Here is a 26,991-nt window from a genome sequence, read left to right on the forward strand (position 1 = left end):
TTAATATTTTAGCTATATATTTTTTAATATATAGCTTTTTTAATAAATAAAATGAAGGTATTGTTATGCAAAAGGTAAAATCTTTATCAAAAAAAGAAATAGATGATATCGTTAAAATTTATGTTGAGTCAAATTTGAATGAAGAGGGTACGATTTCCTTATTTAAAGATGAGAATACATTTAGAAGATATTTAAAAGTACTAATAAAAGCAAGTATTAAAAATAATATGTTGTATTCTTTAAGTGAAAATAAAGAGGGATTTGTTATATTAAATAGTACTCTAAATCCTTTAAGGTCAAGTGCAAAGATATATATGTTTTTAAATTTTATAAGAACTTTTGGTTTTAAGGGATATTATAATTTTTTGGAATCAATGAAAAGTGATAAATCTTCTTTATTAGATAAATTAAGAATGGAAAATAAGGATTTTATAAAAGTAGAAATGCTTCTTGTTGAGACTGATTTTCAAAATAAAGGATATATGCATAAAATTATGAATGAAATTTTTAAATTTGCAGATGAGTATTCTCTTCCTGTTATATTGTCAACTGACAGCGAGCTTAAGAAAGATAAATACGTGCATATAGGTATGAAATATTTATATAAAAGAAAATTAAAAGGCGGAATATATCTTTATGAATTAATTAAAGAATAAAAAAGACACTTAAAAGTGTCTTTTTTATAATCTTTCAATTACTTTCTTTGTAAATTCTTTTGTTCCAAGATTTCCGCCTAAATCTTTTGTTAGGTATTTTCCTTCTTTAATTAATTCTTCAATTGTTTTTTCTATTCTAGCGCCTTCTTCTGTGTAACCTATGTAATTAAGCATTTTTGCACCTGCAAGAATACATGCTGTAGGGTTTGCTATATTTTTACCTGCTATATCAGGGGCTGAACCGTGTACAGCTTCAAAAATTGCACCGTCTTCACCAATGTTTGAACCTGTTGTAAGACCAAGACCGCCTATTAATCCTGCGCAAAGGTCGCTTACAATATCTCCAAATAAGTTTGTTGCAAGTAATACATCATATTTTTCTGGGTGCATAACAAGGTTCATACAAGCTGCATCTATAATTAAATCATTTAATTCAATTTCAGGATAATCCTTATGAACTTCATTTACAGCATCTAAAAAAACTCTGTCTGTAAGTTTACAAATATTTGCTTTATGAAGAGCTGTTACCATTTTTCTGTTTTCTCTTCTTGCAAGTTCAAAAGCATATTTTGCAATTCTTTCACTGGCTTTTTTTGTGATAAGTCTTGTTGTTTCTGCTCCGCCTTCAATTTCCTTTTCAATTCCTGCATATAATCCTTCAGTGTTTTCTCTGATTATTACAAGGTCAATATCTTCATATCTATTTTTTAGTCCTTCATATGTTTTTACAGGTCTCACGTTAGCATAAAGGTTAAGTTCTTTTCTTAAAGTTACATTTACGCTTCTAAATCCTTTACCTACAGGAGTTGTTACAGGTCCTTTTAGAGCTACTTTGTTTTTCTTTATACTATCAATTACTTTTTTAGGAAGTGGTTCACCGTATTTTTCAATGGCTTCAAGTCCTGCTATTTCTTCTTCAAAATTAATTTCTGCGCCTGTTGCTTTGATTACTTCAACGGCACTTGCCATTACTTCTTTTCCTATACCATCACCATAAATTAATGTTACGTTTTTCATGAATATTCTCCTTTTTTAAGCTTAACTGTTATTATACTTTACTTAAAGACATTTAACAATAGTAAAATGTCTAAATATTCAAAATATTAAACACTCGTATTAACTGGTATTATTTGACATAACCGTGTTTTTTATAGTAAAATTATAAAAGATAATTAAGTTTGAATTTAATGATTTTTATATATTATTTTAAGGAGGAGTTATGGACTATAAATTACTTATCACCGATTTGGACGGAACTATGCTTAACTCCAAAAGTGAAATTAGCGAAAGGAATTTAAAAGCAGTTCACGAGCTTCAAAGAAGGGGGAAATTTATAAGTGTCGGAAGCGGCAGGCTTTATGTTGATGCAATAAAATATGCAAGACAACTTGGTTGTCAATATAATTACAATATTGCAAATGCAGGTCTTACGATATTTAAAGAGGGTGAAGAAGAATATGTTGCTCATTTTGAAGAAGGATATTATAAAAGAATAGTTGATATTTTAAGATACAATCATATTCCTTTTGTTGTAATGACAAGTGACTATGAAGGTTCTTTTTATGATGAAACAAGTGAAGAATTTGTACACAGATGTAGAGAGTTAAATCAAGGAACACTCATTGATTTTATTGAAGCTGATGTAAGAGATTTAAAAAACGTATATAAAATAAGTTCTTCTTACAGAAATGTTGATGATATTTTTCTTCATAGAGAAGTTGAAAGATTAAACCGTCAAATAAGAGCAGATATATCAGGAGAATATTTTATAGATTTATCTCCAAGAGGTATTTCAAAATGGACAGGTGCAATAAGGCTTGCAAAGGAAATGGGAATATCTACAAAAGAGATAATAGCAGTTGGAGATCAGGAAAATGATATGCAGATTGTTGCAAATGTAGGGCTTGGTGTTGCAATGAAAAATGCTGTGGACAGCTTGAAAAAAGTGGCAGATGTTGTTCTTCCTTATACCAATGATGAAGACGGAGTTGCTTATTTAATAGAAAAATATATGCTTTAAATTAGTTAATGAATAATAATTGGTATTTGTTTAAATGATAGGGAGGATTTTATGAAATATAAACTTATTGTAATGGATGTTGATAATACACTTTTATGTACAGATAAAAGTGTATCAAAAAAGAATCTTGAAGCCATAAAAAAGTGTATGGATAAAGGTGTAATGGTTTCTCTTGCAAGTGGAAGACCTGCACTTGATGTTTTATATTACGCAAAACAAATCGGTATAGAAGATAATTATCATGTTTCCGATAACGGCGCAGGAATTTTTAAAGGCAATGATAGAAAAATAATAAAGGAATTTAACAGAAATTTTTATCTTGATTTAATAGATAAACTTAAATCTAAAAATATAGAATGTGGAGTTTTCTCCAGTGAAAACTTTGATTTTGTTTATGAAGAGGGAGATGAAGTAATCGCAAAAGGAATAAAAATATACTTCCCTGTTACAAAATCAAGGATAGGTAATATTAAAGATATAAAAGGAGTATACAAAGTAAGTGCATATTTTCATGATGATGAAGAATATGAATTTGTAAAAAGCCTCGAAAAAGAAGGAGAAATGGAAGGTGTTGTGCCTGATCCTAACTTTTTTGATATGATGCCTTATAATGTTACAAAAATAGAAGGAACAAAAGCAATAGCAGAAAAACTTGGCATTTCTATGGATGAAGTTATAGTAATGGGAGACCAGGGTAACGATTATACAAATGTAAAATATGCAGGTCTTGGAGTTGCTGTGGCAAATGCAACAGATGATTTAAAAGAGGTTGCAGATGTAGTTTTAGAACAAAGTTGTGATGAAGATGCTGTGGCTTATGTAATAGATAAATATATTTTAGGAGAATAGACATTGAAGTACGAATTGCTTATTACAGATCTTGACGATACACTATTAAAAGATGACGGAACAATTTCTAAAAAGAATAAAGATGCACTTAGAAAACTTATAAACAGTGGCGGTAAAGTTGCTCTTGCCAGTGGGAGAGCAGAACCGACAATGGAAAATGTTATAAAAATGGTAGGGCTTAGTGATCAAAAACATCTTGCTCATAATGGACTTAGTGTTTTTAATTTAGACGGGTACAGAAAAGTGTACAATTTTATTCCCAAAGATGAAGTTAAAAGGATTTTAGATTTATTAAAGGTAAATAATATAGAATCAAATGTACTTAGTTTAGATGGAATATTTCATAATCACAGTAATAAACTTGTTGATGTTATGGATAAGTATGAACACGGATATCCTGTAATTGATGTTGATTATACACCTTATGATATAGAAAATATATTCTTAATGTATGGTCTTATTAATAATGAAGAACAAAGGAAGATGATGCGTTCATGGGGGAATGATGTTATAGAAACGGGAGAGGGAAATGGTTTTGTAATATTCTTTGTAAGGGGAGAAGGTAAGTTTCAAGGGGCAAAAAGACTTGCAAAAGAGTTTGGGATTGATGAAGAAAAAATAGTATGTGTGGGAGACGGGGGAAATGACCTTCAAATGCTTAGAGATGCGCCTCTTGGAATAGCAGTTAAAAATGCAGTAGACGAAGCAAAAGAAGCTGCAAAAGTAGTTATTGATAAAACAAATGAAGAAGATGCAATAAGTTATGTAATAGAAAAATACTTTTTAGGAGAATAAAAATGATTAAATTATTTGCTGTGGATTTAGATGATACTTTACTTAGAGATGGTAATATAATTTCAAAAGAAGACAAACAGGCTATAAGAGATTTAGAGGAAAGCGGAGTTAAGGTTGTTATTGCTTCGGGAAGAAGTGAACCTACTCTTAAAGATGTAGTATTAGAACTTGGACTTGAAAAAAATAAACATGTAGGAGTAAATGGTGCATTAGTTCTCGATTTAAATGGAAAAAATGAATTTTCTAAATACATTGACAGGGATACATATGTAAACCTTATAGAAAGATTAAGAAGCGAAAACAGAGAATTTTTCTGTTACTGCGATGGGGGGCTTATGTATGAACATGTGGATAAACTTAGACCTCAAGTTGAGTATTTCCATTCTGCAAAGGCTCTTATTAAAGGGGATGTTATGAGTATACCTCAGTGTCCTAGAGTAAATACATATTATGGTGATGAAAAAGAGCTTGCATATGTAAGAAGTATATGTCCAGAAGGTTTGTATTCAACTGCAAATAGCGGTATTTTGGATTATATGCCAATAGGATTAAATAAATTTTCAGGTTTAGAGCTTGTATTAAAGGAATATGGAATAGATAAAAATGATGTTACATGTATAGGGGATCAAGAAAGTGATCTTGATATGTTCAATAACTGTGGATATTCTTTTGCAGTAAGTAATTGTGATGATTTTGCAAGAGAAGCTGCTGATATAGTTCTTCCAAGAAGTCATAACGAAAATGGTGTTGCATATGCAATTTATAAATATTTATTAAAAGACGAAGATAAATTATCAAAAATTTAAGTAGAAAAAAATAAATAAATTCGGTATAATAGCCATGGCTTAATGTTATGGCTATTAATTTTGTGGAGGAAAGTATGATAAAATTATTTGCAGTAGATATGGATGATACTTTTTTGGATAAGAATGATCATATGTCCAAAGAAAACATACAGGCAGTAAGAGATCTTGTAGATGCTGGAGTAAAGGTAATTATAAATTCAGGCAGAACAGAAGTATTAATGAGAGAACATATTCATGATTTAGGACTTGAAGATTTTAAACACGTTGCAGTAAACGGAGCTTTAATTCTTGATGTTAAAGGAGAAAATGAGCTTATCTCATATTTTAATAAAGAAGATTATGATAATTTTATAAAAATTTTAAGAAAGGAAAACAGAGGATTTTTCTGTTTCCATAAAGATGGAATTATGTATGAAAATGCAGATGAAAAGCTTATGAACCACATAAAAAGATTCCATACTTTAAAAATGGCTTGTGAGGGAGATACTCTTTCTCTTGAAAAATGCTGCAGAGTTGCGGTTGTAAGAAACAATGAAGAGGATGTTCCTTATTTAAGAAGCCTTGCACCTAAAGGAGTTTATACAACTGCAAGACCTTTTGGTTCTTGTGTAAGTTATATGCCGGACGGACTTAACAAAGCAAACGGCTTAAAAGTCTTAATGGATGAATATGGAATAACTAGTGAAGAAGTTGCAAGTATTGGAGATCAAGAAGTAGATACATATATGTTTGATATATCAAAATATGCATTTGCAGTAAAAAACAGTGATGAAAAAACAAAACAGAGAGCAAATATAGTGTTGCCTAGAACAAATAATGAAAATGCATTTGCTTATGCTGTTTATAAGTATATTTTAAAAGATGAAAATAAACTTAAATTAGTTTAAAAAAGAACGCATATGCGTTCTTTTTTATATTCCTTTTTTATATAAAATAAATGAGTATGCAATTGGTACTATTACCATTACGGCAACACTAGTTAAGAAAATAGCTTGAGGTAATCTGAAGAATGCCGATGCAATTTGAATTATTCCCGCTATAACCCATATGAAGCCAGATAGCCTATGAGTTTTATTCCAGTTTACTTTACTGTTTAATGTCCATGGTAGTTTTACTCCCATTGTGTAATTTTGTTTGCATTTTGGAAGGTAGTTTCCGATAATGATAAACACCAGGCCCATTAATGCGAGAACAAAAGTTGATGTATTTATATTTTCATAAAGAGCAGATAATATAGATATGAAACAAAATAGTATTGTTAGTATCGGTATTATCCATTTACTTAATGTAAATATAACTTTTGAAGCATTTTTTCTTTTTGGGTCATTATTTATAAATACATTTACCAGTAAGTTTAAAGCAGCATAAATGAAAGGCATTACAAAGATAAATATTTCTTTTGATACATATCCGTCGGGATTTCCTGATGCGTCAAAATGTATTGGCAGACTTCCAGGAAGTTTGTCATATACAAAAAGACATAAAATTGTAGGTATAAAACAACATATTGTTGAAAGGATTATTTCTTTATTTATTTTTATTTTCATCTTTTCCTCCGCTGAACTGAGATAACCACAACATTAATTCTTCAAATACAGATGTGTTTATATCGTAGTAAATAAAGTTTTTATATTTTGTTTCGAATATTAAATCCGCTTGTTTTAATTTTGATAAATGATAGGATACCGTTGCTGCAGTCATATCGAATTTTGAAGCAATTTCTCCTGCCGACATTCTGCCGTCTTTAAGCATTACAAGAATATCTCTTCTAACCGGATCAGACAGTGCCTTTAGTGTATTTGCAAAACTCACTTTGTTATCTCCTTTCTTTTATTTAGATATTTTTCTAAATAGATATTATATCTTTCCTATAAAAAAGTCAAGAACTATTTAGAAAATTTTCTAAATAGTTCTCTTGTTTAAAATATTATTGTATTTTTGTATTATTTTATCTTTTTCTTTATTGTCTAATTCATTTATAGGTGTAATAGCTTTAGGATGTTTTTCAAATTTGCCAATTTCTAAGCTATACCATGCTGTGTCATACCAGTTATTATCTTTATAACCGCTTTTTTCAAAAAATCCTATTTCTTTAAATCCTAATTTTTCATGGAATTTATTACTTCCCAGTGTTTTATGTACGGTTATACAGGCATATACTATTTTAAAGTTTTGTTTTTTTAGTATTTCTATTAATGCCATGTATAAATTTTTTCCTATGCCTTTTTTATTATATCCCTCTTTTATATATATAGACAGTTCTACCGTGTAGTCATACGCTTTTCTTCCTTTGTATTCACTTGCATAAGCATACCCTATAATTTGATTATTTTCTTCACATACCAAATAAGGATATTTACTTGTTATTTTTCTTATTCTTTCTTCAAATTCCTTAATACTTGGTACGTCATATTCAAAAGTAATGGGAGTATTTAATATATAAGGTTCGTATATTTTAAGAATGTCTTTTGTATCTTCTATTGTAACTTGTCTTATGTTTAATTTGTCCATTTATAATACCTTCTTAGTTTATAATAATTATCTATTTTAAATTAAATAAATAATATAGTCAATTTTAAATTAACTTAATTTGAATGTTTAATGTTATATAGACTTAATATCAAATCAATTGTAGTAAAAAATAAGAGAGTAAATACAGAGTATGTTATGGCTCTTTGTGATAAAGTCTCTTTTACAATATCCAGTAAAATTGGATGAAGAAAGTTAAGCAGAAAAAGCCCAAAAACTCCAAATACTACAAAACCAAGAGCACAGACTCTGCCGTCTAAGTTAAATAGGTTATTTGAATAATCCCAGTATTTTTTATTAAATTTTTTTTCTAAAATGTAAGAGCTAATATATTCTACGGTGCATGAAAAAAATCCAACAAGAAAAAATAATGGAAGAGTATCTATATGGAAATTATAAAAAACAAAAATAAGAAGGATACATCCAAGTCCGTAAATTGGCCTTAAAGGACCGTAAAGAAATCCCCTTGAGTTAATTGGGACTTTGTTTTTTAAATTAATTAATGTTTCATAAATATATCCAAGAAAACTATATATAAATATAAAAAGAATGGTTGTAAAGAAATTCATAAAAATACCTTTTATTTTTTATAATGTGTAAAATTAAATAAAAAATACGAAAAAGAATAAACAAAAAGAAATTTTTTTCATAGTATATTTTGAAGGATATTATTATGGAGGTAAATATGGTAGATGTATATATTTCTCCGTCAGTGCAACATTTTAATTTAGGTTATGACGGGTTTGGAAGCGAAGAAGAAAGGATGAACGAGATTGCGGATATTGTTGAATACGAACTTAATAGGCATGGGCTTGTAACGGCGAGGAATTCTCCTAATATGACTCTTGCACAAGTTGTTGAGGATTCAAACAGCATTAAACCGAGGGTTCATGTTGCAATACATTCTAATGCTTCAAATGGAGAAACCAGAGGTGCTGAAATCTATGCTCACAGGTTTGGCGGTGAAGGTGAAAAACTTGCAAGGGATATTTATCCTTATCTTGAAATGTTAACACCAACGGACGATTTTGGTGTGAAAGAGGGGTATTCTACTTTTAACGGAAAAGGAATGTATGAACTTAGAAAAACAGTATCTCCTGCGGTTCTTATGGAAGTAGCTTTTCACGATAATCCAGAAGACAGCGATTTTATCATAAATAACATATATGAATACGGGGTTGCAATTGCAAAAGGTATACTTGATTATTTTAATATACCTTATGTTGAAGACAGTAAAGAAAATATTGATTTTTTAAAAAATAAATATAACGGAAAATATTATGAATAAAAAGTGCTTTCTTTTTTAATAATAAAATAAAAAAGGAAGTTAGCATGGATAACAGTATTAGATTATTGGAATTTATTTATAAAAATGCAAAAATGGGTTCAACATCTATTGAAGACTTAATAGATGTTAACGAAGATTTAAGATTTAGAGACGAACTTGTTCATGAGAAAGAAACTTATGATGCTTTTGTTAAAAAAGTAATAAAAGTAATGAATGATATGGGCAAGGAAGTAAAAGATTTATCTTATTTTTCAGAACTTCAAAGTTATTTAATGATAAAAATGGAAACAATAAAGGACAAATCTGTTGAACATCTTGCCGGAATGATGATGCAAGGCAGTACAATGGGTATAGTTCAAATAACAAAGAAAATAAGAGATTATAAAGACAGCGACAAAAGAGTTGTTGATCTTGCAAAAGAACTTCTTGAAATAGAAGAGCAGAATTTTTATGAACTAAAAAAGTATTTATAAAACAGGCTATGCCTGTTTTTTTAGTATAATTAAATTTTTATTTCATATATTTAATTGATGAAAAGAAAATTAAGCATTAAAAGAAAATTTTATAAAAAAGTATTATATTTTATTTTAAATTTATTTTTTACTTTTATTATTTTATATCCTGTATTAAATGATATTGATACAATATTTTATTTGTTTAATAAAAATTATATTATAAGTAAAAATGAAGCAAAACTTATAGAATATAAGGCAGAAAAATCTGATTTTATTAAACCTGTGGAGGGAGTTATTACAAGCGAATTTTCTTATAGAGTTCATCCAATAACAGGTAAAAAAACAAAACATAACGGTATTGATATTGGAGCAAAGTGGCATGATGACATAAAGGCAACAGCAGATGGAGAAGTTGTTGAAGTGGGGTGTGATAAAGAAGGGTATGGAAATTACATAAAAATAAAACATGAGTATGATATATATTCTTTTTATGCTCATCTATCAAAAATAAGTGTAAAAAAAGGGCAGAAAGTAAAGCAGGGAGATGTGATAGGAAAAGAAGGCGGAGATCCAGAGAAAGATAAAAACCCCGGTTCGTCTACGGGGCACCATCTGCATTTTGAAATAAGGACATCTTCAGATGTTAAAGATTGTATTAATCCTCTTATATTTGTTGATTATGAATAAAAAAAGAGCTTATGCTCTTTTTTTTTACAAACAATTTTATTTTTTAGGGGAATATATATATTATTTTTTTATTATTTTAATGAGTTAATTAGTTCTACTAATTCATTTTTTGAAAGTCTGCCTTGAGATCTTTCTACTTGTTTTCCATTTTTGTAAATTAATAATGTAGGAATTGACATTACTCTATTTTTCATTGCAAGCATTCTTTCTTCATCAACGTTTACCTTGCATATTTTTACATCATCCATTTCTTCGCTTACTTCATCAATTATAGGTGAAAAAGCTTGGCAAGGTCCGCACCATGGAGCCCAGAAATCTACTACTACCAATTTGTCATCATTAATTTCACTTTTAAATGTTTTATTTGTTAAATTCATTACACTCATTTTATTTACCTCTTTTCTTATCTTTGATTATATTATAAATAAATAAAAATATAATACAGTGACTAAGTCACATAGAGATGAAATTTATAAATTTATTGACATAATAATGTTTTATAAAATAAAATAATAATAATTGGCAAAGAAAGATATGAAAAGATTATTAGTAACACTTTTAACTTTATTTTTAATATTAAATGTAGGTGTTGTATATATTTTGCAAATGAAAATCAAAATAGAGATGAAAAAGATTCTGTTGTTACTTCAAATGGAATAGCGCTGAGAATGTAGATTTTTATATCTACATAATAAATGTAAACAACTTACTCTTACAAAAGATATTGATTATGTTATTAAAAAAGAGATAACAGATAAAAGTATAGATTTTTATATAACTTTTAAAGGAAATTATGAAGGTGTAGTAAAGAAGAGTGTTAATATAAAAGATAGTGAAAATATGGAAGTCGAAGATGTAAATAATAATAAAAATAAAGACAAAAATCAACCTGTAAACAGTATAGATACTTCAGACAAAGAGAATATTATGTTTTGGGGTATGATGCTTATAGTTTGCTCTTCATTTATCATTTTTTTACTAAAAAATTAAAAGAACAAAAATAAAAAGGGAAAGAAAATGGAAACAAATAATATAGAAGAAACTCTTTCTGATTTAATTCCCGTATGGGACAAAATGGAAGAAAAACATAAAAATCTTATTTTAAATAATATTGAATATAAAACATTTAAACAAAATGATGCTGTTCATGACAATGATGTAAGCTGTCTTGGTTTGGTACTTATAAAAAAAGGTAAGCTTAGAGCATATATGGTTTCTGAGAGTGGAAGAGAAATAAGCCTTTATTATCTAAATGATATGGATATTTGTTTAATGTCTGCATCTTGTGTCATGAAAGATATCTCAATTGATGTGTTTATAGATGCGATGGAAGAAAGCGAAGTCATAATAATTCCTACAATTATATATAATAGGATTTCAAAAGAGTCTTTAGTTTTCTCAAATTATATAAATGAAATAATGGCTTCAAGATTTTCTGATGTGATGTGGCTTTTAGAACAAGTTATGTTTAAGAAGTTTGACCAAAGGCTTGCTGAGTTTGTTCTTTACCATATGAACGATGATAAAAAACTAAATATGACTCATGAACAAATTGCAAATCACCTAGGAAGTGCCAGGGAAGTTGTAAGCAGAATGCTTAAACATTTTGTTTCTTGTGGGTACATAAAGTTATATAGAGGTGGTATTGAGGTAGTTGATGAAAAAGGTCTTTACGGTATTAGTGAGGGAAATTAATAATAATATATAAATATATAGGAGAAAAGATATGTTGCAAATTGATTTAACAGGAAAAAAAGCTTTCATTACAGGAGGAAGCAGAGGCGTTGGAAAAGCTATTTGTCTTACATTAGCAGATTGTGGAGCAGATGTAGCTTTTACTTATCTTTCAAGAGATGAAGCAGCAATGGAGGTAGTAAGAGAAATAGAGGATATGGGAAGAAAAGCTTTATGCTATAAATGTGATGTTGGTAATTTTGAGCAGATGAAAGAAGTTCTATCGGATGTTAAAAATAAGTTTAGTAAACTTGATATTATTATAAATAATGCGGGTGGCTCTAAGGTATTTGAAATTGATGAGCTTACCCCTGAATATCTTGACAGTGTATTAAAATCAAACTTATACGGTTCTTTTTATTCTATAATGGCAGGCGGTTTGGATTTATTAAAAGAAGCCGGTGGAGGAAGTATAATAAATATAGGTTCTTCTGCAATGTATTCAGGTATGGGCGGAGGTCCTCAGTATTCTTCTGCTAAGGCAGGGCTTATGGGACTTACGAGATATATGGCTGTTCAATATGGCAGTGAAAATATAAGATGTAATACTCTTGCAATTTCTCTTATAAAAACAGAACAGTTAAATAAGTTTGATGAAGAAATGACAAAGAAAAAAATCGCTACTGTTCCTGTTGGAAGACTTGGTACTCCTGAAGATGTAGCTTATATGGCAGCATTCTTATCAAGTGATATGGCAACTTATGTAAGCGGCGAAATTATCCTTATGGATGGTGCAAGAACATATGCAAAATAAAACTCCTTATGGGAGTTTTTTTGTTTTTATAAATGAATTATATAAGTTTTAAATAAATCATTTTGTAATATTAAAATTTCATTAAAAATAGAAAATAAATTTAAATAATCTATTGACAAAGTATAGTCGTGGTGGTATATTTATGACAGTGTTAGCACTCATGTTTAAAGAGTGCTAATAAGAAGGAGAAAGGAAAATGAACTGGGAAGATAGAAAGTTTATTATTTTAAATGCAATAATACATGATTATATTAAAACAGCAGAACCTGTTGGTTCAAGAACTCTTGAAAAAAAATATAAGCTTGGTGTATCTTCTGCAACTATCAGAAATGAAATGTCCGATTTGGAAGATATGGGCTTATTAATAAAACCTCATACTTCTGCGGGTAGAATTCCTTCTACTACGGCATATAGATTATATGTCGATAACTTTATGAAGAAAAATGCTTTAGATGAAAAAATAAGAGATGTTGTTAAAGCTGAGTATGAAAATTATATGTTTGAACTTAATAAAACAATAGAACAAACACTTAATATTCTTACTAAAATGACGAATTATACTTCTCTTGTTATGGCTCCAAGACTTTCATCTTTAAATGTAAAAGACGTAAAACTTGTTTACATTGAAGAAAAAAGAGTCATGATTATCGTCGTAACAAAAGAAGGTCTTATCAAAAATGCAGAGATAAGGTTAAAAGACAGCGTTACTTTAGAGCAGCTAGAAAAAATAAATAATTTCCTTATTTCAATAATAAGAAACAGACCTGCAAATGAAGTAATTGAACTTCTAGGTAAAGCAATTGACGGTTTAAGTGAAGATGAAAACAGAATTTTATCGGAAATAATGCCTGTATTTAGAAGTTTAGTTGAAAAGGCGCATTCTTCAAAGATTTATTCTAAAGGAGTAAGCAAAATATTAAACTATCCGGAATTCGAGAATTTGGAAAAAGCTAAACACTTTATTGATTCGGTAAACAGTAAAGATAAATTGGAAAATGCAATATTATCTGCTGTTGATGATGATAAAGATATTCATATAGTTATAGGTAATGAAAACAAAGTTGAGGACTTTAGTGATTGTTCGATTATAACTGCCGATTATAAATTAAACGGCAAAACAATAGGAACAATCGGTGTTATTGGTCCTACAAGGATGAATTACGATTATGCTATTTCAACACTTGATGTTTTAAGTGATGAACTGACAAAGCATATTTCAAAAATATTTGAAAAGTGAGGTAGCTAAATGGATAATGGTAATATTAAAGATATAAATGAGCTTAGAAAAGAAAAAGAAGAAAAAGAAAAACAAAAAAATATGAAAGATGAAGAAAAAGAAGTGAAGAAAGAAGAAAACAAAGAACAGATAAAAGAAGAAAAAGTAAATGAAACAATAGAGGAAAAAGAAGAAGTTAAAGAAGAAAAGAAAGAAGAGAGCTTTGAAGAAAAATATAATAAATTAAATGAGAGCTATCTTAGAATTTTAGCCGATTTTGATAATTATAAGAAAAGAGCAGCAAAAGATAGAGAAGCAATGATTATTTATTCAACATCTAAATTCGCAGAAGGCTTATTTCCTATAATTGACAACTTCAAAAGAGCTCTTGAAAGTGAGGAGGATAAAGAAAGCGGTTTTTATGCAGGTGTTAACATGATATTCACTCAATTAAGTGAACTGTTAAAAAGTGAAGGAATTGAAACAATCGAAGCTATTGATACCGCATTTGATCCAAACAAACACAATGCGGTAGCAGTTGACAAGGTTGAAGATAAAGAAGATAATATTGTTCTTGAAGTTTTTCAAGACGGATATGTTTATAAAGAAAAAGTCTTAAGACCGGCTATGGTCAAAGTTAATAAGTTAAAATAGATTTTATAAAAAGGAGAGATTTAAAATGAGTAAAGAAAAAATTATAGGTATCGATTTAGGTACAACAAATTCATGTGTAGCAGTATTAGAAGGTGGGGAAGCTGTTGTTATAGCTAATGCAGAAGGCGCAAGAACTACTCCATCAGTAGTAGCATTTACAAATGACGGAGAAAGATTAATTGGTCAAGTAGCTAAAAACCAAGCAGTTACAAACCCAGAAAAAACAGTTGCTTCAATTAAAAGACATATGGGAAGCGATTATAAAGTTGATATTGATGGTAAAAAATATACACCACAAGAAATTTCAGCTTTTGTATTACAAAAATTGAAAAAAGATGCTGAAAGTTATTTAGGACAAACTGTTTCTAAAGCAGTTATTACAGTTCCTGCTTACTTTACAGATGCTCAAAGACAAGCAACAAAAGACGCTGGTAAAATCGCAGGTCTTGAAGTTTTAAGAATTATCAACGAACCAACAGCAGCAGCTCTTGCTTATGGTCTTGATAAAGAAGAAAATCAAACAGTTATGATTTTCGACCTTGGTGGTGGTACATTCGATGTATCTATCTTGGAACTTGCTGATGGCGTATTTGAAGTTAAAGCAACAAACGGTAATAACCACTTAGGTGGGGATGACTTTGATAATAAAATCATTGAATATCTAATTTCTGAATTTAAAAAAGCTAACGGTATTGATTTAAGCGGCGATAAAATGGCAATGCAAAGACTTAAAGAAAGTGCTGAAAAAGCTAAGATTGAACTTTCAAGTAAAACAACAGCTCAAATCAATATTCCATTCATTACAATGGACGCAGCTGGCCCTAAACATTTAGACGTAACTTTAACAAGAGCTAAATTTGATGAACTTACAGCAGACCTTGTTGAAGCAACAATGGAACCTGTAAGAAAAGCAATCGCTGACTCTGGTTTATCAGCAAGCGATATTCATAAAGTAGTACTTGTTGGTGGTTCAACAAGAATTCCAGCAGTTCAAGAAGCTGTTAAGAGAATCACAGGAAAAGAAGCTGATAAAGGTATCAACCCTGATGAATGTGTAGCAATCGGTGCTGCTATTCAAGGTGGTGTACTTGCAGGGGATGTTCAAGACGTATTACTTCTTGATGTAACTCCATTATCACTTGGTATTGAAACTCTTGGTGGAGTATTCACTAAATTAATCGACAGAAACACAACTATTCCAACAAAGAAAAGCCAAGTATTCTCAACAGCTGCAGATGGTCAAACAGCAGTAGATATTCATGTTCTTCAAGGGGAGAGAGGAATGGCTGCCGATAATAAAACATTAGGTAGATTCCAACTTACAGGAATTCCTGCAGCTCCAAGAGGAGTGCCACAAATCGAAGTAACATTTGATATTGATGCTAATGGTATCGTTAATGTTACAGCAAAAGATTTAGGTACAGGAAAAGAACAAAACGTTGTAATCCAATCTTCTTCTAACATGTCTAAAGAAGAAATTGATAAAGCTGTAAAAGAAGCTGAACAATATGCTAACGAAGATAAAGCAAAAGAAGAAGAAATTAATACAAGAAATAATGCTGATGCAGCAGTTTACAATGCTGAAAAGACATTAAAAGATCTTGGCGATAAAGTGACAGATACAGAAAAAGCTCCTGTTGAAGATGCAATTAAAGACTTAAAAGAAAAATTAGAAGGTTCTGATACAGAAGCAATTAAAAAAGCAACAGAAAAATTAAGTGAAGCTTTATATCCAATAGCAGAAAAATTATATGCTGATCAAGCTAACCAACAAAACGCAGGTGCAAATGCTCAAGGTGCAAGCGATGCTGGAAAACAAGATGATAATGTTGTTGATGCAGATTATGAAGTAGTAGATGATGACGATAAATAATTAAAACAACTTCACCCTGCTAAGTAAATACTTTGCAGGGTGCTTTTCAAATTTAAAAGGGAGTAGATGATAATGGCAAAAAGGGATTATTACGAGGTTTTGGGCGTAGATAAAAGTGCCAGCGAAGCTGATATAAAGAAAGCATATAGAAAACTTGCTATGAAATATCATCCTGACAGAAATCCTGGTGATAAAGAAGCAGAAGAAAAGTTTAAAGAAATAAACGAAGCTTATGAAGTTTTATCTGATGCTGATAAAAAAGCCAAATACGATCAATTCGGTCATGCTGCTTTTGATCCAAACATGGGCGGTGGAGCCGGTTTCGGCGGTGCCGGATTTGGTGGATTTGAAGATATGTTTGGTGATATCTTCGGTTCAATGTTTGGCGGCGGATTTTCTTCAGGTGCAAATAGACAAAATGCTCGTCAAAAAGGTAGAGATTTAAGAGTTAATCTTTCAATATCTTTTAATGACGCAATTTTTGGATGTAAAAAAGAAATTAAATTAAAAAGAACAGAAACTTGTGAAACCTGTGCAGGCAGGGGGGCTGTAAATGATGCTGACATTAAAACATGTGAAACTTGTCATGGTACAGGTCAAGTAAGAGTAACTCAACAAAGCTTGTTTGGAACTGTTCAAACAGTAAAAACTTGTAGTGAATGTAATGGTACAGGTAAGAAAATTATTAAACCTTGTCCTACATGTTCCGGTAGCGGTACTGTAAGAAAAGAAAGAGTTATTTCAATTAGAATTCCTGCAGGTGTTGATACCGGAAGCGTTCTTCCTTTAAGAGGAGAAGGTGAAGCTGGTAAAAACGGAGGTCCTAACGGAGATGTATATATTTACATAACTGTAAAACCTCATCAAATATTTACAAGAGACGGTAGCGATATTTATTGCAAAATACCGATAACTTTTGTTCAAGCAGCTTTAGGGGATCATATAATGGTGCCTACGGTTGATGGACAGGTTAAACTTAAAATTCCTGAAGGAACACAATCAGGTCAAGTATTTAAACTTAAAAATAAAGGTATTCAAAATGCCAACGGTTTTGGCAAAGGTAACCAATATGTTGAAATAAAAGTTGAAGTTCCTAAGAACTTAACAGAAAAACAAAAATCTAAGTTAAGAGAATTCGGGGAACTTTCAAGTGATAAAAACAATGAACAAAATAAAAGTTTCTGGGATAAGGTAAAAGATAACTTTAAATAAAAAGACTTCTTATGAAGTCTTTTTTTTGCTTTATGTTATTTGGATGTTATAAAAAAGAGAAGTTTTAAACTTCTCTTTTTTTATTCTACGCTTTTTAGTGATTCTACCATGTTAATTTTTTTCAGTGTTCTGTTTAAGAAAATATTTACTATTACCGCAAATACAATCGTAAGAACTACGCCATATATATAACTTGATATTAAAATATCATTATAAAATTGTACGAAGTCAACAGCAACTGTGTTCATAAGGTATTTATGGAAGAATTTTCCTATTAAGCATCCTACTATTATACCGATTATATTAAGTATAATATTTTCTCTTACAATATATAAGTTTACTTCATTATTATAAAATCCTAAAACTTTTATGGTTGCAATTTCTCTAAATCTCTCACTTACATTAATATTATCAAGGTTAAACATTACTATAAATGCTAACATCCCTGCTGCGATAATTATTACAACAATAACAAAATCCAAACTGTCGAGCTGTTGAGAAAATCCTTCTGCCGTTCTTTGATTAAATTCAACACTTAATATATTTTTGTTTTTCAAAATTTCTTTACTTAGATTATCATAAGTTTCTTCATCATTATTTGTAAGTCTTGATAAAATAAGATTTGCATTTACATCTTCATTTGTTAATTGTTCATAATAATCTTTACTGATGAATGCATAGTGGTAAATATAATTATTTACTACCCCTGCTACAGAAACTTGATATTCTTTTCCGTCCATATCTTTTATTTTAATTGTGTCGCCTTTTTTTATTCCGGCTATTTCACTTAATCTGCTGGTTATTATAATGCCATTATCAGGAAGAGTTAAGCTTTGTTCCGTTTCGTAGTCGGTTAAGTAAATATAGTTGTTCATTGCATCAGTATCTATCGGAACCATTAAAGAGAAATTATAACTTTTTTTATCTCCGTCTACTTCATAGGTATCTTGATAGAATAGTTTGCTTTCTTTTATTTCACTGTTATTATTAAATTCCTGTTCAATTTCTTTTATTTCTTTTGTAGATACATCGCTGTCCAAAGATGTTTCCATGTTGTAATTTCTTACATGGGTATATTGTAAATCTATCATTGAAGATACTGAATATCTAAGCCCAAATCCTGCGATTAAAAGTCCGCAGCATGCGCCGATCCCTACAACGCTCATTATAAGTCTTTTCTTATATCTCATAAGATTTCTTATTGTTATTTTCCATTTAAAGCTTAATCTGTTCCAAATAAAAGGAATTCTTTCAAGTAATGCTTTTCTTCCGCTTTTCATTACTTTTGGTCTAAGAAGACTTGCTGCAACTTCTCTTAAGTCTGAATTACAAGCTACATAAGCACTGAGAACCGTACACATCACACCTACTACAAGAGAAATAACGATGTAGTTAGGATAAATTACAGGGATAAGTTCAGGTGTTTTATATAAAATTCTATATGCTTCGTAAATCATGTTTGGAACAAATGTAAAACCTATGATAAGTCCTATAATGCTGCCGATAAAACTTGCAAGGAATGCATAAACAATAAATTTCATGCTTACTGCAAATTTGCCAAATCCCAAAGCTTTTAATATTCCAAGTTCCGTTCTTTTTTCTTCAACCATTCTTGTCATGGTTGTTAAGCATACAAGTGCTGCAACGAGGAAGAATATTAAAGGAAATACTTTTGCGACTGATGTTATTTTTTTTGAATTTTCTGCGTAGCTAAAATAACTTTCGTTTGTGTTTCTGTCAAGTGTATACCACTTAACTTCTTCCATATCTTCAACTTCTGCTTTTGCATCATCTATTTTTTTTTGTGCATTTGCAAATTCTTCATCTGCTTTTTCTTTGTTTTTGTTGTATTCGCTGTATCCGCTGTCAATTTCTTTTTGTGCTGATGTTATTTGGTAAGATGCGTTTGCAAATTCTTTGTTTGCTGTATTTTCTTGTTTTTCTATTTCGCTGTATCCGCTTTTAATTTCTTTTTTTGCGTTTGTTATTTGAGTTTGTGCGATGCTTAATTCTTTTTCTTTTGTCTCTAATTCCGTTTTTGCATCTTTTAATTCTTGTTCTTGTTTAGAAAGAATATCTTTTAAGGCTTCTTTTTCCTCTTCTGTTAATGAAGCTACATAGTTATAAAATTCTTCTTCTTGTTTTTCTAATTCCTCTTTTGCTGTTTTTAATTCTGCTTTTGCTGAATTTATTTGTTTTTCTTTAGTTTCAAGTTCTTTTTCGCTTTTGTTTAGTTCAGCTTTTGCATTTGCAATTTCATTTTTTAAAATGGACTTTTGATCTTCAAGTTCATTTTTAGAATCAGAAAGTTTAGAAGTGCTGTCTTTAAGTTTCTTTTCTGCACTGGATAATTCATTGTAAGCATCTTTTTTCTTTTCGTCCAGCTCTTTTTGTGAATCGTTTATTTCTTTATATGCTTTGTCTTTTTCTTCTTGTAACCTTTGAGTTTCTCTTAAAGATGTTGTTTCTTTTATTCTATCTTTGTAGTCCGTAATGATTTGTTCATATTCTTCACTAAAACAATTTATATCTTTAGTTGATTTTAAACTTACGTATAAGTCTGTGTAGTAATCGCTGTCAAAAGCATCCATACTTAATATTAAGAATGTGTTTATTGTTCCGTCTCCAAGTTTTGAAGAGCCGTAATCATCATCAGTAATGTAATATGACCAGCTTGCTGTTCCTACTATTTTTAGTTCTTTTTCTTTTATTTTTACGCTTTCATAATCTTCTACTTTTAAAGTATCTCCGAGTTTTAAATTGTTTGCTTTTAAATAATTATCTGATATTACACATTCATTTGATTCTTTTGGATAACTTCCGCTTATAAGTTCATAATCCATCATTACGATATCTTCTTTGTTTGGCATACCATAAGCCTTAGCTACAATGCTTTTGTCGTTATGACCTAAAAGAAGATCTGTTGAATATGTGGCAAAAATATCTTTTGTGTCTTTATCGTTTTTTATCGCTTCTATGTCTTTATTACTAAAACCATATGTGGACATAAAACTTACATCGTACAAGCTGGTGTCTTCAAAATATTTATTTGCCGTATACTCCATTTGCGGTCCTATTACTCTTAGCCCGACAAAAAAGCACACTCCAAGAAGAGTGATTAATAAAATGGATATAAATCTGTTTTTTGTAAGTCTGATTTCTCTTAATAAGTCTTTTATTAATGTCTTCATTTAAGGCACCTTCATATGTTGTTATTTAAAATTCTACCATTCTATGTCTTCGACGTTTTTAACATTTTCGTTAATTATAATATCTTCAATTTGTCCGTTTTTTACCTTTATGATTTTATTTGCCATTTCCGTTAATGCAAGGTTGTGGGTTACCACTATTACGGGAATATTGTTCATAAAGCAAATGTCTTGAAGTAGTTTTAATATTGATTTTCCTGTTTTATAGTCAAGTGCTCCCGTTGGTTCATCACATAATAATAATTTAGGATTTTTTGCAAGAGCTCTTGCTATTGATACTCTTTGTTGTTCTCCGCCGGATAATTGAGACGGGAAATTGTCAGCTCTTTTTTCTAGCCCTACATCTCTTAGAGCATCCATTGCAGATATGCTAGATTTTGATATTTCAGTTGCAAGTTCTATATTTTCTTTTGCAGTAAGGTTTTGAACAAGGTTATAAAACTGAAAAACAAAGCCTACATCGTATCTTCTGTATGAGGTAAGTTCTTTTTCGCTTAATTTGCTTAAGTCTTTGCCATCTACGATTATGCTTCCTTTTGTGATTGTGTCCATTCCTCCAAGGAGATTAAGAAGTGTTGTTTTTCCTGCGCCACTTTGTCCCACTATAATCGTAAATTTGCCTTTTTCGATTTCAAAGCTAACATTATCCAAAGCTTTTACTTCGTTTTCTTTGCTGCCGTAAATTTTACTGACGTTTTGAATAATAATATTATCAGCCATATCTTTTCTCGCTTTCATTTATTCTACGTTTTCAATTAAACCTTTTCATTTATATTATTATACTATATTATTATGTTTTAACATAATAATATTTGAAATAACTTTGTGATGAAAAGTAGAAAATAAAATATACCTGTGCTATACTCTAATATATAAATTTTTTAGAGGTTATTATGAGACAAATAGATACTAAAATTATAAAAGAAGAAGTAAAAAAACTTATCCTTGAAGCAAATGTTTTTCTTGGAGATGATATTAAAAATGCTTTGATTGAAAGTGAGAAAGAAGAAAAGTCAGAGATTGGAAGAGGACTTTTAAGTGTTATAAACGATAATATAGATATTGCAGCGAAAGAAAACTGCCCTATATGTCAAGATACAGGTATGTGCCTTGTGTTTTTGGAGGTAGGTCAGGAAGTTTTCTTTACTGGTAATTACATTTATGATGAAATAAACGATGCTATAAGAGAAGCTTACGATGAAGGGTATTTTAGAAAAAGTGTTGTAGGTTGTCCTTTAAGAAGAGAAAATACCAAAGATAATACACCTGGGATAATATATTATAACGTAGTAAAAGGTGACAAGGTTAAAATAAAAGTTATGCCAAAAGGTTTTGGCAGTGAAAACTGCGGTGATACAAAGATGTTAAAACCAGCAGATGGATATGAAGGCGTTGTTGATTTTATTTTACAAACAGTTGAAAAGGCAGGAAGCAAGCCTTGCCCTCCTATGATTGTTGGAGTTGGAATAGGAGGAACAATGGAAAAGGCTGCATTAATGGCAAAAGAAGCTTTACTTCTTGATATTAATCATAAAAATGAAGATGAGTTTTATAGAAATATGGAAGAAGAGCTTATTGATAAAATCAATAAACTTGGAATAGGCCCCGGAGGACTTGGCGGAAGCACTACAGCTCTTGGAGTAAATATTCTAACTTATCCTACTCATATTGCAGGTCTGCCTGTAAGTGTTAATATAGGTTGCCATGTATCAAGACATAAGGAAACGGAGATTTAATATGGAAAAGAAAGTAAAATTACCACTTAGTGATGATGAAATCATGGATATAAATGCAGGGGATAAATTATATTTAACGGGATATATTTATACTGCAAGAGATGCTGCTCATAAAAAAATGGTGGAAACAATGGAAAATGGCGATAAGCTTCCTTTTAATATAAAAGGAGAGTGTATATATTATGCAGGTCCATGTCCCGAAAAACCGGGGGAAGTAATAGGTTCATGCGGACCTACAACATCTGCAAGAATGGATAAATACACTCCGTTTTTACTTGAAAGAGGATTAAAGCTTATTATAGGAAAAGGGGAGCGAAACGACGAAGTAGAAAAAAGCCTTAAAGATAATAATGCTTTATATCTTGCGGCAGTTGGAGGATGTGGAGCTTTAATAAAAAAATGTATAAAAGAAGCTGAGCTTATAGCTTATCCTGAGTTATTATCCGAAGCCGTTAGAAAATTATATGTAGAGGATTTTCCCGTTATTGTGGCAATAGATTCAAAAGGAAATAATTTATATAAAACAGAAAAAGAAAAATATAAAAGACCTTTCTAAAAAGGTCTTTTTTTATTAATCTTCTGATACTCTTACCCCTTTATTTTAAGGCGTTTTTATTATATAATTGAAAGGTAATTAAATTTTGGAGAATGGATATGTATAAGTATATTGTTTTTGATTTAGATGGAACTCTTATTGATACTGCTGAAGGGACGGTAAAAATGTTTCAAGAGGGACTAAGATATGCGGGAATCATTGAAGATGACAAAGTAGTAAAATCTTTAATAGGACCTCCCTTTGCAAGAACTCTTGTAACAAAATACGGGCTAAGCGAAGAAAAAGCAAAAAAAGCCATAGATGTAAGTAACGAATACATGTTTGACAAAGGCGTTTATGAATGTAAACTTTTTGATGGAATGAGGGAAACTTTGGAAATGCTTAAAGCGAATAATATAAAATTATCAGTAGCGACAAGCCAGCCCGAAGATTCCGCATTGATAGAAGCAAAACATGTAGAAATACTTGATTATTTCGATCATTTTATTGCAAATAATCTATATCAAACAAGAGGAAGCAAAAGCGATTTTGTTGGAATGTGCATTGATAAAATGGAAGTATCAGACAAAAGCAGTGCAATTATGATAGGAGATAAAAAACCGGATATAATCGGGGGGAAAGAAAACGGCATTGCTACTATGGGTGTTTTGTATGGATATGGTGATTTGTCTGAGATTAAAGAAAGTAATCCTATACATATTGTAAAAACACCGATTCAGATTAAAGATATTATTTTAAAATAGATTTATTATTTTTCTTGACAGTAATAATTACAATATATTAAAATTATATTTTAAGGAAAAGCAAAAAATAGCAATATTACAAGCTTTTTAATATAAATTTAGGAATGGAGTAAGATATGGTTTTTGAAGATTTGAATAAAAACAGTGTTAAAGACATGGAAAAAGAAATATCAAATTATTGGGAAGATATTGATATTCTTAAAAGGTCTCTTGAAACCAGAGAAGGATGTGAAAACTTTGTATTCTTTGAAGGTCCTCCTACAGCTAACGGCAGACCTGGAATTCACCATGTTATTGCAAGAACATTAAAAGACAGCGTGTGCAAATTCAGAAACATGCAAGGTTACAGAGTTAAAAGAAAAGCAGGATGGGATACACACGGACTTCCTGTTGAAATTGAAGTTGAAAAAACTTTAAATATGAACGGAAAAGGTGATATCGAAAAATACGGTATTGCAGAATTTAATAAAAAATGTAAAGAAAGTGTATTTACTTATGAAGCTCTTTGGAGAGAAATGACAAAGAGAATGGGATATTTTGTAGATCTTGATAACCCATATATTACACTTGACAATAATTACATTGAAACAGTTTGGTGGATTTTAAAAGAATTCTTTGATGCAGGACTAATTTATGAAGGTCATAAAATCGTTCCTTACTGTCCAAGATGTGGTACTGGTCTTGCTTCTCACGAAGTAGCTCAAGGATACAAAAACATTAAAACAAATTCTGTTTATGTTGCATTTAAAATAAAAGATAAAGATGAATATTTCTTAGTTTGGACAACAACTCCTTGGACACTTCCTTCAAACGTTGCCCTTTGTGTTGGTGCTGATATTGATTATGTAAAAGTAAAATCTAAAGGAGTAACTTTCATTCTTGCAAAATCACTTGCTAATACTGTTCTTGGTGACGAATATGAAGTAATGGAAGAAATGAAAGGTAAAGACCTTGAATATATCGAATATGAACAACTTCTTGATTTCGTAAAAGTTCCAAACGGCAAGAAAGCGCATTATGTAATCCTTGGTGATTTCGTTTCTACTGAAGATGGTACAGGAATCGTTCATATTGCTCCTGCTTTTGGGGAAGACGACTACAATGTATCAAGAAAATACAATTTACCTGTATTAAATCCTGTTGGTGAAGACGGTAAATTCCTTGAAACTCCATGGAAGGGTACTTTTGTTATAGATGCAGATTTAGATATTATTAAATATCTAAAAGAGCATGATATGTTATTTAAGAAACAAAAAATTGAACATAACTATCCACATTGCTGGAGATGTAAAACTCCATTGTTATACTACGGAAAACCAAGTTGGTATATTGAAATGACAAAACTTAGAGATGACCTTGTTGCAGCAAATAATACTGTAAAATGGTATCCTGAATTTGTTGGTGAAAAGAGATTTGGTAACTGGATTGAAAATGTAAAAGACTGGGCAATTTCAAGAAGCAGATACTGGGGTACTCCTCTTAATATTTGGAGATGTGAATGTGGAAATATTCACAGTGTAGGTTCAAGAAAACAACTTGTGGAAGAAGCAATTGAAGATATAGATGAAAGTATCGAACTTCATAGACCATATGTTGACGATGTTCATATTAAATGTGATAAATGCGGTAAGACAATGACTAGAGTAACAGACGTTATTGACTGTTGGTTTGACTCAGGTTCAATGCCTTTTGCTCAACAACATTATCCATTTGAAAATAAAGAAGAGTTTGAAGAACAATTCCCTGCAAACTTCATTTGTGAAGGTATTGACCAAACAAGAGGATGGTTCTATTCACTTCTTGCAATATCAACATTCCTAATGAAAAAAGCTCCTTATAAGAGTGTTCTTGTAAATGACTTAATTCTTGATGCTAACGGTCAAAAAATGAGTAAATCAAAAGGAAACACAGTTGACCCATTTGATTTATTTGACAGATATGGTGCCGATGTACTTAGATGGTATTTACTATATGTATCACCTGCATGGACTCCAACTAAATTTGATGAAGAAGGATTAAAAGAAGTAATTTCTAAATTCTTCAATACATTAAAAAATGTTTATACATTCTTTGTAATGTATGCAAATACAGATAATGTAGACCCAAGAGAATTCTTTGTTGAATATAAAGACAGAGATGAAATAGATTTATGGATATTATCTAAATACAATAACCTTGTTAAAGCCGTAACTGCTGATATGGAAATTAATGAACATACAAAAGCAGTTAAGAAAATACAAGATTTTGTAAATGAAGATTTATCTAACTGGTATATCAGAAGATGTAGAAGAAGATTCTGGGCAAGCGAACTTGATAATGACAAAAAAGCCGTATACAATACAACTTACGAAGTATTAACAGGCTTAAGCAAACTTATTGCTCCATTTGCTCCATTTATTTCTGAAGAAATTTACAGAAAATTAACAGGTAAAGAATCAGTTCATATTGAAAGATATCCTGTTGCAAATGAAGATTTAATCGACGAAAAGAATGAATTTAAAATGGATTTAGTCAGAACTCTTGTTTCTCTTGGAAGAAGTGCCAGAGAAGAAGCAAATATCAAAGTTAGACAACCTGTAAAAGACATTCTTGTTTATGGTGCTGATAAAGAAGTTATCTCAGGACTTGTTGATTTAATCAAAGAAGAACTTAACGTAAAAGAAGTTACATTCCCTGAAAACCTTGAAGAATACATGAACTTTATTTTAAAACTTGACTTTAAAGTTGCTGGTAAGATTTTAGGTAAAGATGTTAAGAGAGCTGTTGCTGCATTAAATAGCTGTGATGCAAAGGCAGTAATTGACGAACTTGATAAAAATGGTGAAGTAACACTTGATACACCTGAAGGTCCATTAATGCTTAAGAAAGAATGGGTTGAAATAAGAACAGAAGCAAAAGAAGGCTTCAATGTTCAAAAACAAGATAATTTATTCGTAATCTTAGATACAAATCTTGATGAAGAATTAATCAAAGAAGGTTATGTAAGAGAAGTTATTTCAAAAGTTCAACAAATGAGAAAAAATAATGATTATGAAGTAACAGACAGAATTAACATAACAATTGATTGTAGCGATGTAATCAAAAATTCTATTGAAGAATTTAAAGCTTATCTTACAAAAGAAACTCTTTGCGATGAAATTATCTATGCTGAAAATGACGGTGCTAATGTTAAATTAAACGATCAAGAAGCAGTAATAAAACTTGAAAGAAAATAGATAA

29 protein-coding genes are annotated in these 26,991 nt (G+C 30.3%); 21 read left to right on the plus strand and 8 right to left on the minus strand.

Annotation, left to right across the window (positions count from 1 at the left end; translation table 11 throughout):
• Nucleotides 1-65: 65 nt before the first annotated feature.
• Nucleotides 66-656: a hypothetical protein gene (locus V2W16_RS05940; protein ID WP_329383030.1), complete on the plus strand. Its 591-nt coding sequence runs from the start codon at nt 66-68 to the stop codon at nt 654-656.
• Nucleotides 657-680: 24 nt separating this feature from the next.
• On the opposite strand, the gene V2W16_RS05945 is transcribed toward V2W16_RS05940, so the two are convergent.
• Nucleotides 681-1,673, minus strand: coding sequence for an isocitrate/isopropylmalate dehydrogenase family protein (locus tag V2W16_RS05945; protein WP_329383032.1), 993 nt, complete (start codon nt 1,671-1,673; stop codon nt 681-683).
• A gap of 202 nt (nt 1,674-1,875) precedes the next feature.
• Here V2W16_RS05945 and V2W16_RS05950 point away from each other — a divergent pair, with 202 nt between their 5' ends.
• The 5 genes from V2W16_RS05950 to V2W16_RS05970 all read left to right on the plus strand — a co-directional run bounded on the left by V2W16_RS05950 (nt 1,876) and on the right by V2W16_RS05970 (nt 6,013).
• A complete protein-coding gene (locus tag V2W16_RS05950) occupies nt 1,876-2,676 on the plus strand; it encodes a Cof-type HAD-IIB family hydrolase (RefSeq protein WP_138268086.1) in 801 nt (266 codons plus the stop codon).
• Between the two features lie 51 nt (nt 2,677-2,727).
• Nucleotides 2,728-3,525, plus strand: coding sequence for a Cof-type HAD-IIB family hydrolase (locus tag V2W16_RS05955; RefSeq protein WP_329383037.1), 798 nt, complete (start codon nt 2,728-2,730; stop codon nt 3,523-3,525).
• Between the two features lie 3 nt (nt 3,526-3,528).
• Nucleotides 3,529-4,320, plus strand: coding sequence for an HAD-IIB family hydrolase (locus V2W16_RS05960; protein WP_329383040.1), 792 nt, complete (start codon nt 3,529-3,531; stop codon nt 4,318-4,320).
• A gap of 2 nt (nt 4,321-4,322) precedes the next feature.
• Complete coding sequence (locus tag V2W16_RS05965) at nt 4,323-5,126, plus strand: HAD family hydrolase (protein WP_329383043.1); 804 nt, start codon at nt 4,323-4,325, stop codon at nt 5,124-5,126.
• Nucleotides 5,127-5,200: 74 nt separating this feature from the next.
• The gene (locus tag V2W16_RS05970; RefSeq protein ID WP_329383046.1) at nt 5,201-6,013 is read left to right on the plus strand and encodes an HAD-IIB family hydrolase; all 813 of its coding nucleotides are present in this window, start codon (nt 5,201-5,203) and stop codon (nt 6,011-6,013) included.
• A 24-nt stretch (nt 6,014-6,037) separates the two neighbouring features.
• Here V2W16_RS05970 and V2W16_RS05975 read toward each other — a convergent pair whose 3' ends face one another.
• The 4 genes from V2W16_RS05975 to V2W16_RS05990 all read right to left on the minus strand — a co-directional run bounded on the left by V2W16_RS05975 (nt 6,038) and on the right by V2W16_RS05990 (nt 8,224).
• Nucleotides 6,038-6,673, minus strand: a complete 636-nt coding sequence (locus tag V2W16_RS05975) for an SdpI family protein (protein WP_329383049.1) — start codon at nt 6,671-6,673, stop codon at nt 6,038-6,040.
• Nucleotides 6,654-6,938: an autorepressor SdpR family transcription factor gene (locus V2W16_RS05980; RefSeq protein WP_138268092.1), complete on the minus strand. Its 285-nt coding sequence runs from the start codon at nt 6,936-6,938 to the stop codon at nt 6,654-6,656. Before V2W16_RS05980 ends, V2W16_RS05975 begins: the two co-directional genes overlap by 20 nt.
• A gap of 90 nt (nt 6,939-7,028) precedes the next feature.
• Entirely contained in the window at nt 7,029-7,637 is a 609-nt protein-coding gene (locus V2W16_RS05985) for a GNAT family N-acetyltransferase (RefSeq protein WP_329383054.1), read from the minus strand.
• A 74-nt stretch (nt 7,638-7,711) separates the two neighbouring features.
• The gene (locus V2W16_RS05990; RefSeq protein ID WP_329383058.1) at nt 7,712-8,224 is read right to left on the minus strand and encodes a putative ABC transporter permease; all 513 of its coding nucleotides are present in this window, start codon (nt 8,222-8,224) and stop codon (nt 7,712-7,714) included.
• A 116-nt stretch (nt 8,225-8,340) separates the two neighbouring features.
• Between V2W16_RS05990 and V2W16_RS05995 the strand changes: the two genes are divergently transcribed.
• From V2W16_RS05995 to V2W16_RS06005, 3 genes are read left to right on the plus strand one after another with little or no spacing between them, the layout of a single operon-like run.
• A complete protein-coding gene (locus V2W16_RS05995) occupies nt 8,341-8,943 on the plus strand; it encodes an N-acetylmuramoyl-L-alanine amidase family protein (RefSeq protein ID WP_329383061.1) in 603 nt (200 codons plus the stop codon).
• A gap of 44 nt (nt 8,944-8,987) precedes the next feature.
• Nucleotides 8,988-9,416: a hypothetical protein gene (locus V2W16_RS06000; protein WP_329383063.1), complete on the plus strand. Its 429-nt coding sequence runs from the start codon at nt 8,988-8,990 to the stop codon at nt 9,414-9,416.
• A gap of 57 nt (nt 9,417-9,473) precedes the next feature.
• Entirely contained in the window at nt 9,474-10,085 is a 612-nt protein-coding gene (locus V2W16_RS06005) for a M23 family metallopeptidase (protein ID WP_329383067.1), read from the plus strand.
• A gap of 71 nt (nt 10,086-10,156) precedes the next feature.
• Here the strand turns inward: V2W16_RS06005 and trxA are convergent, their stop codons facing one another.
• Nucleotides 10,157-10,492, minus strand: a complete 336-nt coding sequence (trxA, locus tag V2W16_RS06010; RefSeq protein WP_279222098.1) for a thioredoxin — start codon at nt 10,490-10,492, stop codon at nt 10,157-10,159.
• Between the two features lie 112 nt (nt 10,493-10,604).
• On the opposite strand from trxA, the gene V2W16_RS06015 reads away from it, so the two are divergent.
• From V2W16_RS06015 to dnaJ, 8 genes are all read left to right on the plus strand, one after another.
• The gene (locus V2W16_RS06015; protein WP_329383069.1) at nt 10,605-10,745 is read left to right on the plus strand and encodes a hypothetical protein; all 141 of its coding nucleotides are present in this window, start codon (nt 10,605-10,607) and stop codon (nt 10,743-10,745) included.
• Nucleotides 10,746-10,925: 180 nt separating this feature from the next.
• A complete protein-coding gene (locus tag V2W16_RS06020; protein ID WP_329383072.1) occupies nt 10,926-11,075 on the plus strand; it encodes a hypothetical protein in 150 nt (49 codons plus the stop codon).
• A 27-nt stretch (nt 11,076-11,102) separates the two neighbouring features.
• A complete protein-coding gene (locus tag V2W16_RS06025) occupies nt 11,103-11,780 on the plus strand; it encodes a Crp/Fnr family transcriptional regulator (RefSeq protein ID WP_329383076.1) in 678 nt (225 codons plus the stop codon).
• A 31-nt stretch (nt 11,781-11,811) separates the two neighbouring features.
• Nucleotides 11,812-12,573: an SDR family NAD(P)-dependent oxidoreductase gene (locus V2W16_RS06030; protein WP_253229856.1), complete on the plus strand. Its 762-nt coding sequence runs from the start codon at nt 11,812-11,814 to the stop codon at nt 12,571-12,573.
• A gap of 196 nt (nt 12,574-12,769) precedes the next feature.
• On the plus strand, nt 12,770-13,810 hold the full coding sequence (hrcA, locus tag V2W16_RS06035) for a heat-inducible transcriptional repressor HrcA (protein ID WP_329383082.1): 1,041 nt from the start codon (nt 12,770-12,772) through the stop codon (nt 13,808-13,810).
• 9 nt (nt 13,811-13,819) lie between these two features.
• Nucleotides 13,820-14,443 carry a nucleotide exchange factor GrpE gene (grpE, locus tag V2W16_RS06040; protein ID WP_138268102.1) on the plus strand — a complete coding sequence of 208 codons (624 nt, stop codon included), beginning with the start codon at nt 13,820-13,822 and terminating at the stop codon, nt 14,441-14,443.
• Nucleotides 14,444-14,468: 25 nt separating this feature from the next.
• Nucleotides 14,469-16,316, plus strand: a complete 1,848-nt coding sequence (gene dnaK / locus V2W16_RS06045; protein WP_329383087.1) for a molecular chaperone DnaK — start codon at nt 14,469-14,471, stop codon at nt 16,314-16,316.
• Between the two features lie 72 nt (nt 16,317-16,388).
• Nucleotides 16,389-17,528 (plus strand): molecular chaperone DnaJ, encoded by a 1,140-nt coding sequence (gene dnaJ / locus V2W16_RS06050; RefSeq protein WP_138268104.1) that lies wholly within the window; start codon nt 16,389-16,391, stop codon nt 17,526-17,528.
• A gap of 80 nt (nt 17,529-17,608) precedes the next feature.
• On the opposite strand, the gene V2W16_RS06055 is transcribed toward dnaJ, so the two are convergent.
• Both V2W16_RS06055 and V2W16_RS06060 read right to left on the minus strand, forming a co-directional pair.
• Nucleotides 17,609-20,719, minus strand: coding sequence for an FtsX-like permease family protein (locus tag V2W16_RS06055; RefSeq protein ID WP_329383090.1), 3,111 nt, complete (start codon nt 20,717-20,719; stop codon nt 17,609-17,611).
• A gap of 33 nt (nt 20,720-20,752) precedes the next feature.
• On the minus strand, nt 20,753-21,457 hold the full coding sequence (locus V2W16_RS06060) for an ABC transporter ATP-binding protein (protein ID WP_329383263.1): 705 nt from the start codon (nt 21,455-21,457) through the stop codon (nt 20,753-20,755).
• A gap of 173 nt (nt 21,458-21,630) precedes the next feature.
• On the opposite strand from V2W16_RS06060, the gene V2W16_RS06065 reads away from it, so the two are divergent.
• The 4 genes from V2W16_RS06065 (at nt 21,631) to ileS (ending at nt 26,987) form a co-directional block, all read left to right on the plus strand.
• A complete protein-coding gene (locus tag V2W16_RS06065; protein WP_138268108.1) occupies nt 21,631-22,473 on the plus strand; it encodes a fumarate hydratase in 843 nt (280 codons plus the stop codon).
• A 1-nt stretch (nt 22,474) separates the two neighbouring features.
• Nucleotides 22,475-23,029, plus strand: a complete 555-nt coding sequence (locus tag V2W16_RS06070; protein WP_138268109.1) for a Fe-S-containing hydro-lyase — start codon at nt 22,475-22,477, stop codon at nt 23,027-23,029.
• Between the two features lie 98 nt (nt 23,030-23,127).
• Nucleotides 23,128-23,772, plus strand: a complete 645-nt coding sequence (locus tag V2W16_RS06075; protein WP_171020550.1) for an HAD hydrolase-like protein — start codon at nt 23,128-23,130, stop codon at nt 23,770-23,772.
• 116 nt (nt 23,773-23,888) lie between these two features.
• Complete coding sequence (gene ileS, locus V2W16_RS06080; RefSeq protein WP_329383095.1) at nt 23,889-26,987, plus strand: isoleucine--tRNA ligase; 3,099 nt, start codon at nt 23,889-23,891, stop codon at nt 26,985-26,987.
• Nucleotides 26,988-26,991 lie beyond the last annotated feature (4 nt).

It is taken from the genome of Anaerofustis butyriciformans (genome assembly GCF_036289385.1).
In the GTDB taxonomy this organism is placed as follows: domain Bacteria; phylum Bacillota; class Clostridia; order Eubacteriales; family Anaerofustaceae; genus Anaerofustis; species Anaerofustis butyriciformans.

Coding starts and splice junctions, on each gene's coding strand:
- V2W16_RS06020 (WP_329383072.1), top strand. CDS start 10,926: ATGGAAGTCGAAGATGTAAATAATAATAAAAATAAAGACAAAAATCAA.
- V2W16_RS05940 (WP_329383030.1), top strand. CDS start 66: ATGCAAAAGGTAAAATCTTTATCAAAAAAAGAAATAGATGATATCGTT.
- V2W16_RS06000 (WP_329383063.1), top strand. CDS start 8,988: ATGGATAACAGTATTAGATTATTGGAATTTATTTATAAAAATGCAAAA.
- V2W16_RS05975 (WP_329383049.1), bottom strand. CDS start 6,673: ATGAAAATAAAAATAAATAAAGAAATAATCCTTTCAACAATATGTTGT.
- ileS (WP_329383095.1), top strand. CDS start 23,889: ATGGTTTTTGAAGATTTGAATAAAAACAGTGTTAAAGACATGGAAAAA.
- V2W16_RS06075 (WP_171020550.1), top strand. CDS start 23,128: ATGTATAAGTATATTGTTTTTGATTTAGATGGAACTCTTATTGATACT.
- V2W16_RS05995 (WP_329383061.1), top strand. CDS start 8,341: ATGGTAGATGTATATATTTCTCCGTCAGTGCAACATTTTAATTTAGGT.
- V2W16_RS05990 (WP_329383058.1), bottom strand. CDS start 8,224: ATGAATTTCTTTACAACCATTCTTTTTATATTTATATATAGTTTTCTT.
- V2W16_RS05970 (WP_329383046.1), top strand. CDS start 5,201: ATGATAAAATTATTTGCAGTAGATATGGATGATACTTTTTTGGATAAG.
- V2W16_RS05955 (WP_329383037.1), top strand. CDS start 2,728: ATGAAATATAAACTTATTGTAATGGATGTTGATAATACACTTTTATGT.
- dnaJ (WP_138268104.1), top strand. CDS start 16,389: ATGGCAAAAAGGGATTATTACGAGGTTTTGGGCGTAGATAAAAGTGCC.
- V2W16_RS06055 (WP_329383090.1), bottom strand. CDS start 20,719: ATGAAGACATTAATAAAAGACTTATTAAGAGAAATCAGACTTACAAAA.
- V2W16_RS06025 (WP_329383076.1), top strand. CDS start 11,103: ATGGAAACAAATAATATAGAAGAAACTCTTTCTGATTTAATTCCCGTA.
- V2W16_RS05950 (WP_138268086.1), top strand. CDS start 1,876: ATGGACTATAAATTACTTATCACCGATTTGGACGGAACTATGCTTAAC.
- V2W16_RS05985 (WP_329383054.1), bottom strand. CDS start 7,637: ATGGACAAATTAAACATAAGACAAGTTACAATAGAAGATACAAAAGAC.
- V2W16_RS06060 (WP_329383263.1), bottom strand. CDS start 21,457: ATGGCTGATAATATTATTATTCAAAACGTCAGTAAAATTTACGGCAGC.
- grpE (WP_138268102.1), top strand. CDS start 13,820: ATGGATAATGGTAATATTAAAGATATAAATGAGCTTAGAAAAGAAAAA.
- V2W16_RS06005 (WP_329383067.1), top strand. CDS start 9,474: ATGAAAAGAAAATTAAGCATTAAAAGAAAATTTTATAAAAAAGTATTA.
- V2W16_RS06065 (WP_138268108.1), top strand. CDS start 21,631: ATGAGACAAATAGATACTAAAATTATAAAAGAAGAAGTAAAAAAACTT.
- V2W16_RS06070 (WP_138268109.1), top strand. CDS start 22,475: ATGGAAAAGAAAGTAAAATTACCACTTAGTGATGATGAAATCATGGAT.
- V2W16_RS06030 (WP_253229856.1), top strand. CDS start 11,812: ATGTTGCAAATTGATTTAACAGGAAAAAAAGCTTTCATTACAGGAGGA.
- V2W16_RS05965 (WP_329383043.1), top strand. CDS start 4,323: ATGATTAAATTATTTGCTGTGGATTTAGATGATACTTTACTTAGAGAT.
- hrcA (WP_329383082.1), top strand. CDS start 12,770: ATGAACTGGGAAGATAGAAAGTTTATTATTTTAAATGCAATAATACAT.
- dnaK (WP_329383087.1), top strand. CDS start 14,469: ATGAGTAAAGAAAAAATTATAGGTATCGATTTAGGTACAACAAATTCA.
- V2W16_RS05945 (WP_329383032.1), bottom strand. CDS start 1,673: ATGAAAAACGTAACATTAATTTATGGTGATGGTATAGGAAAAGAAGTA.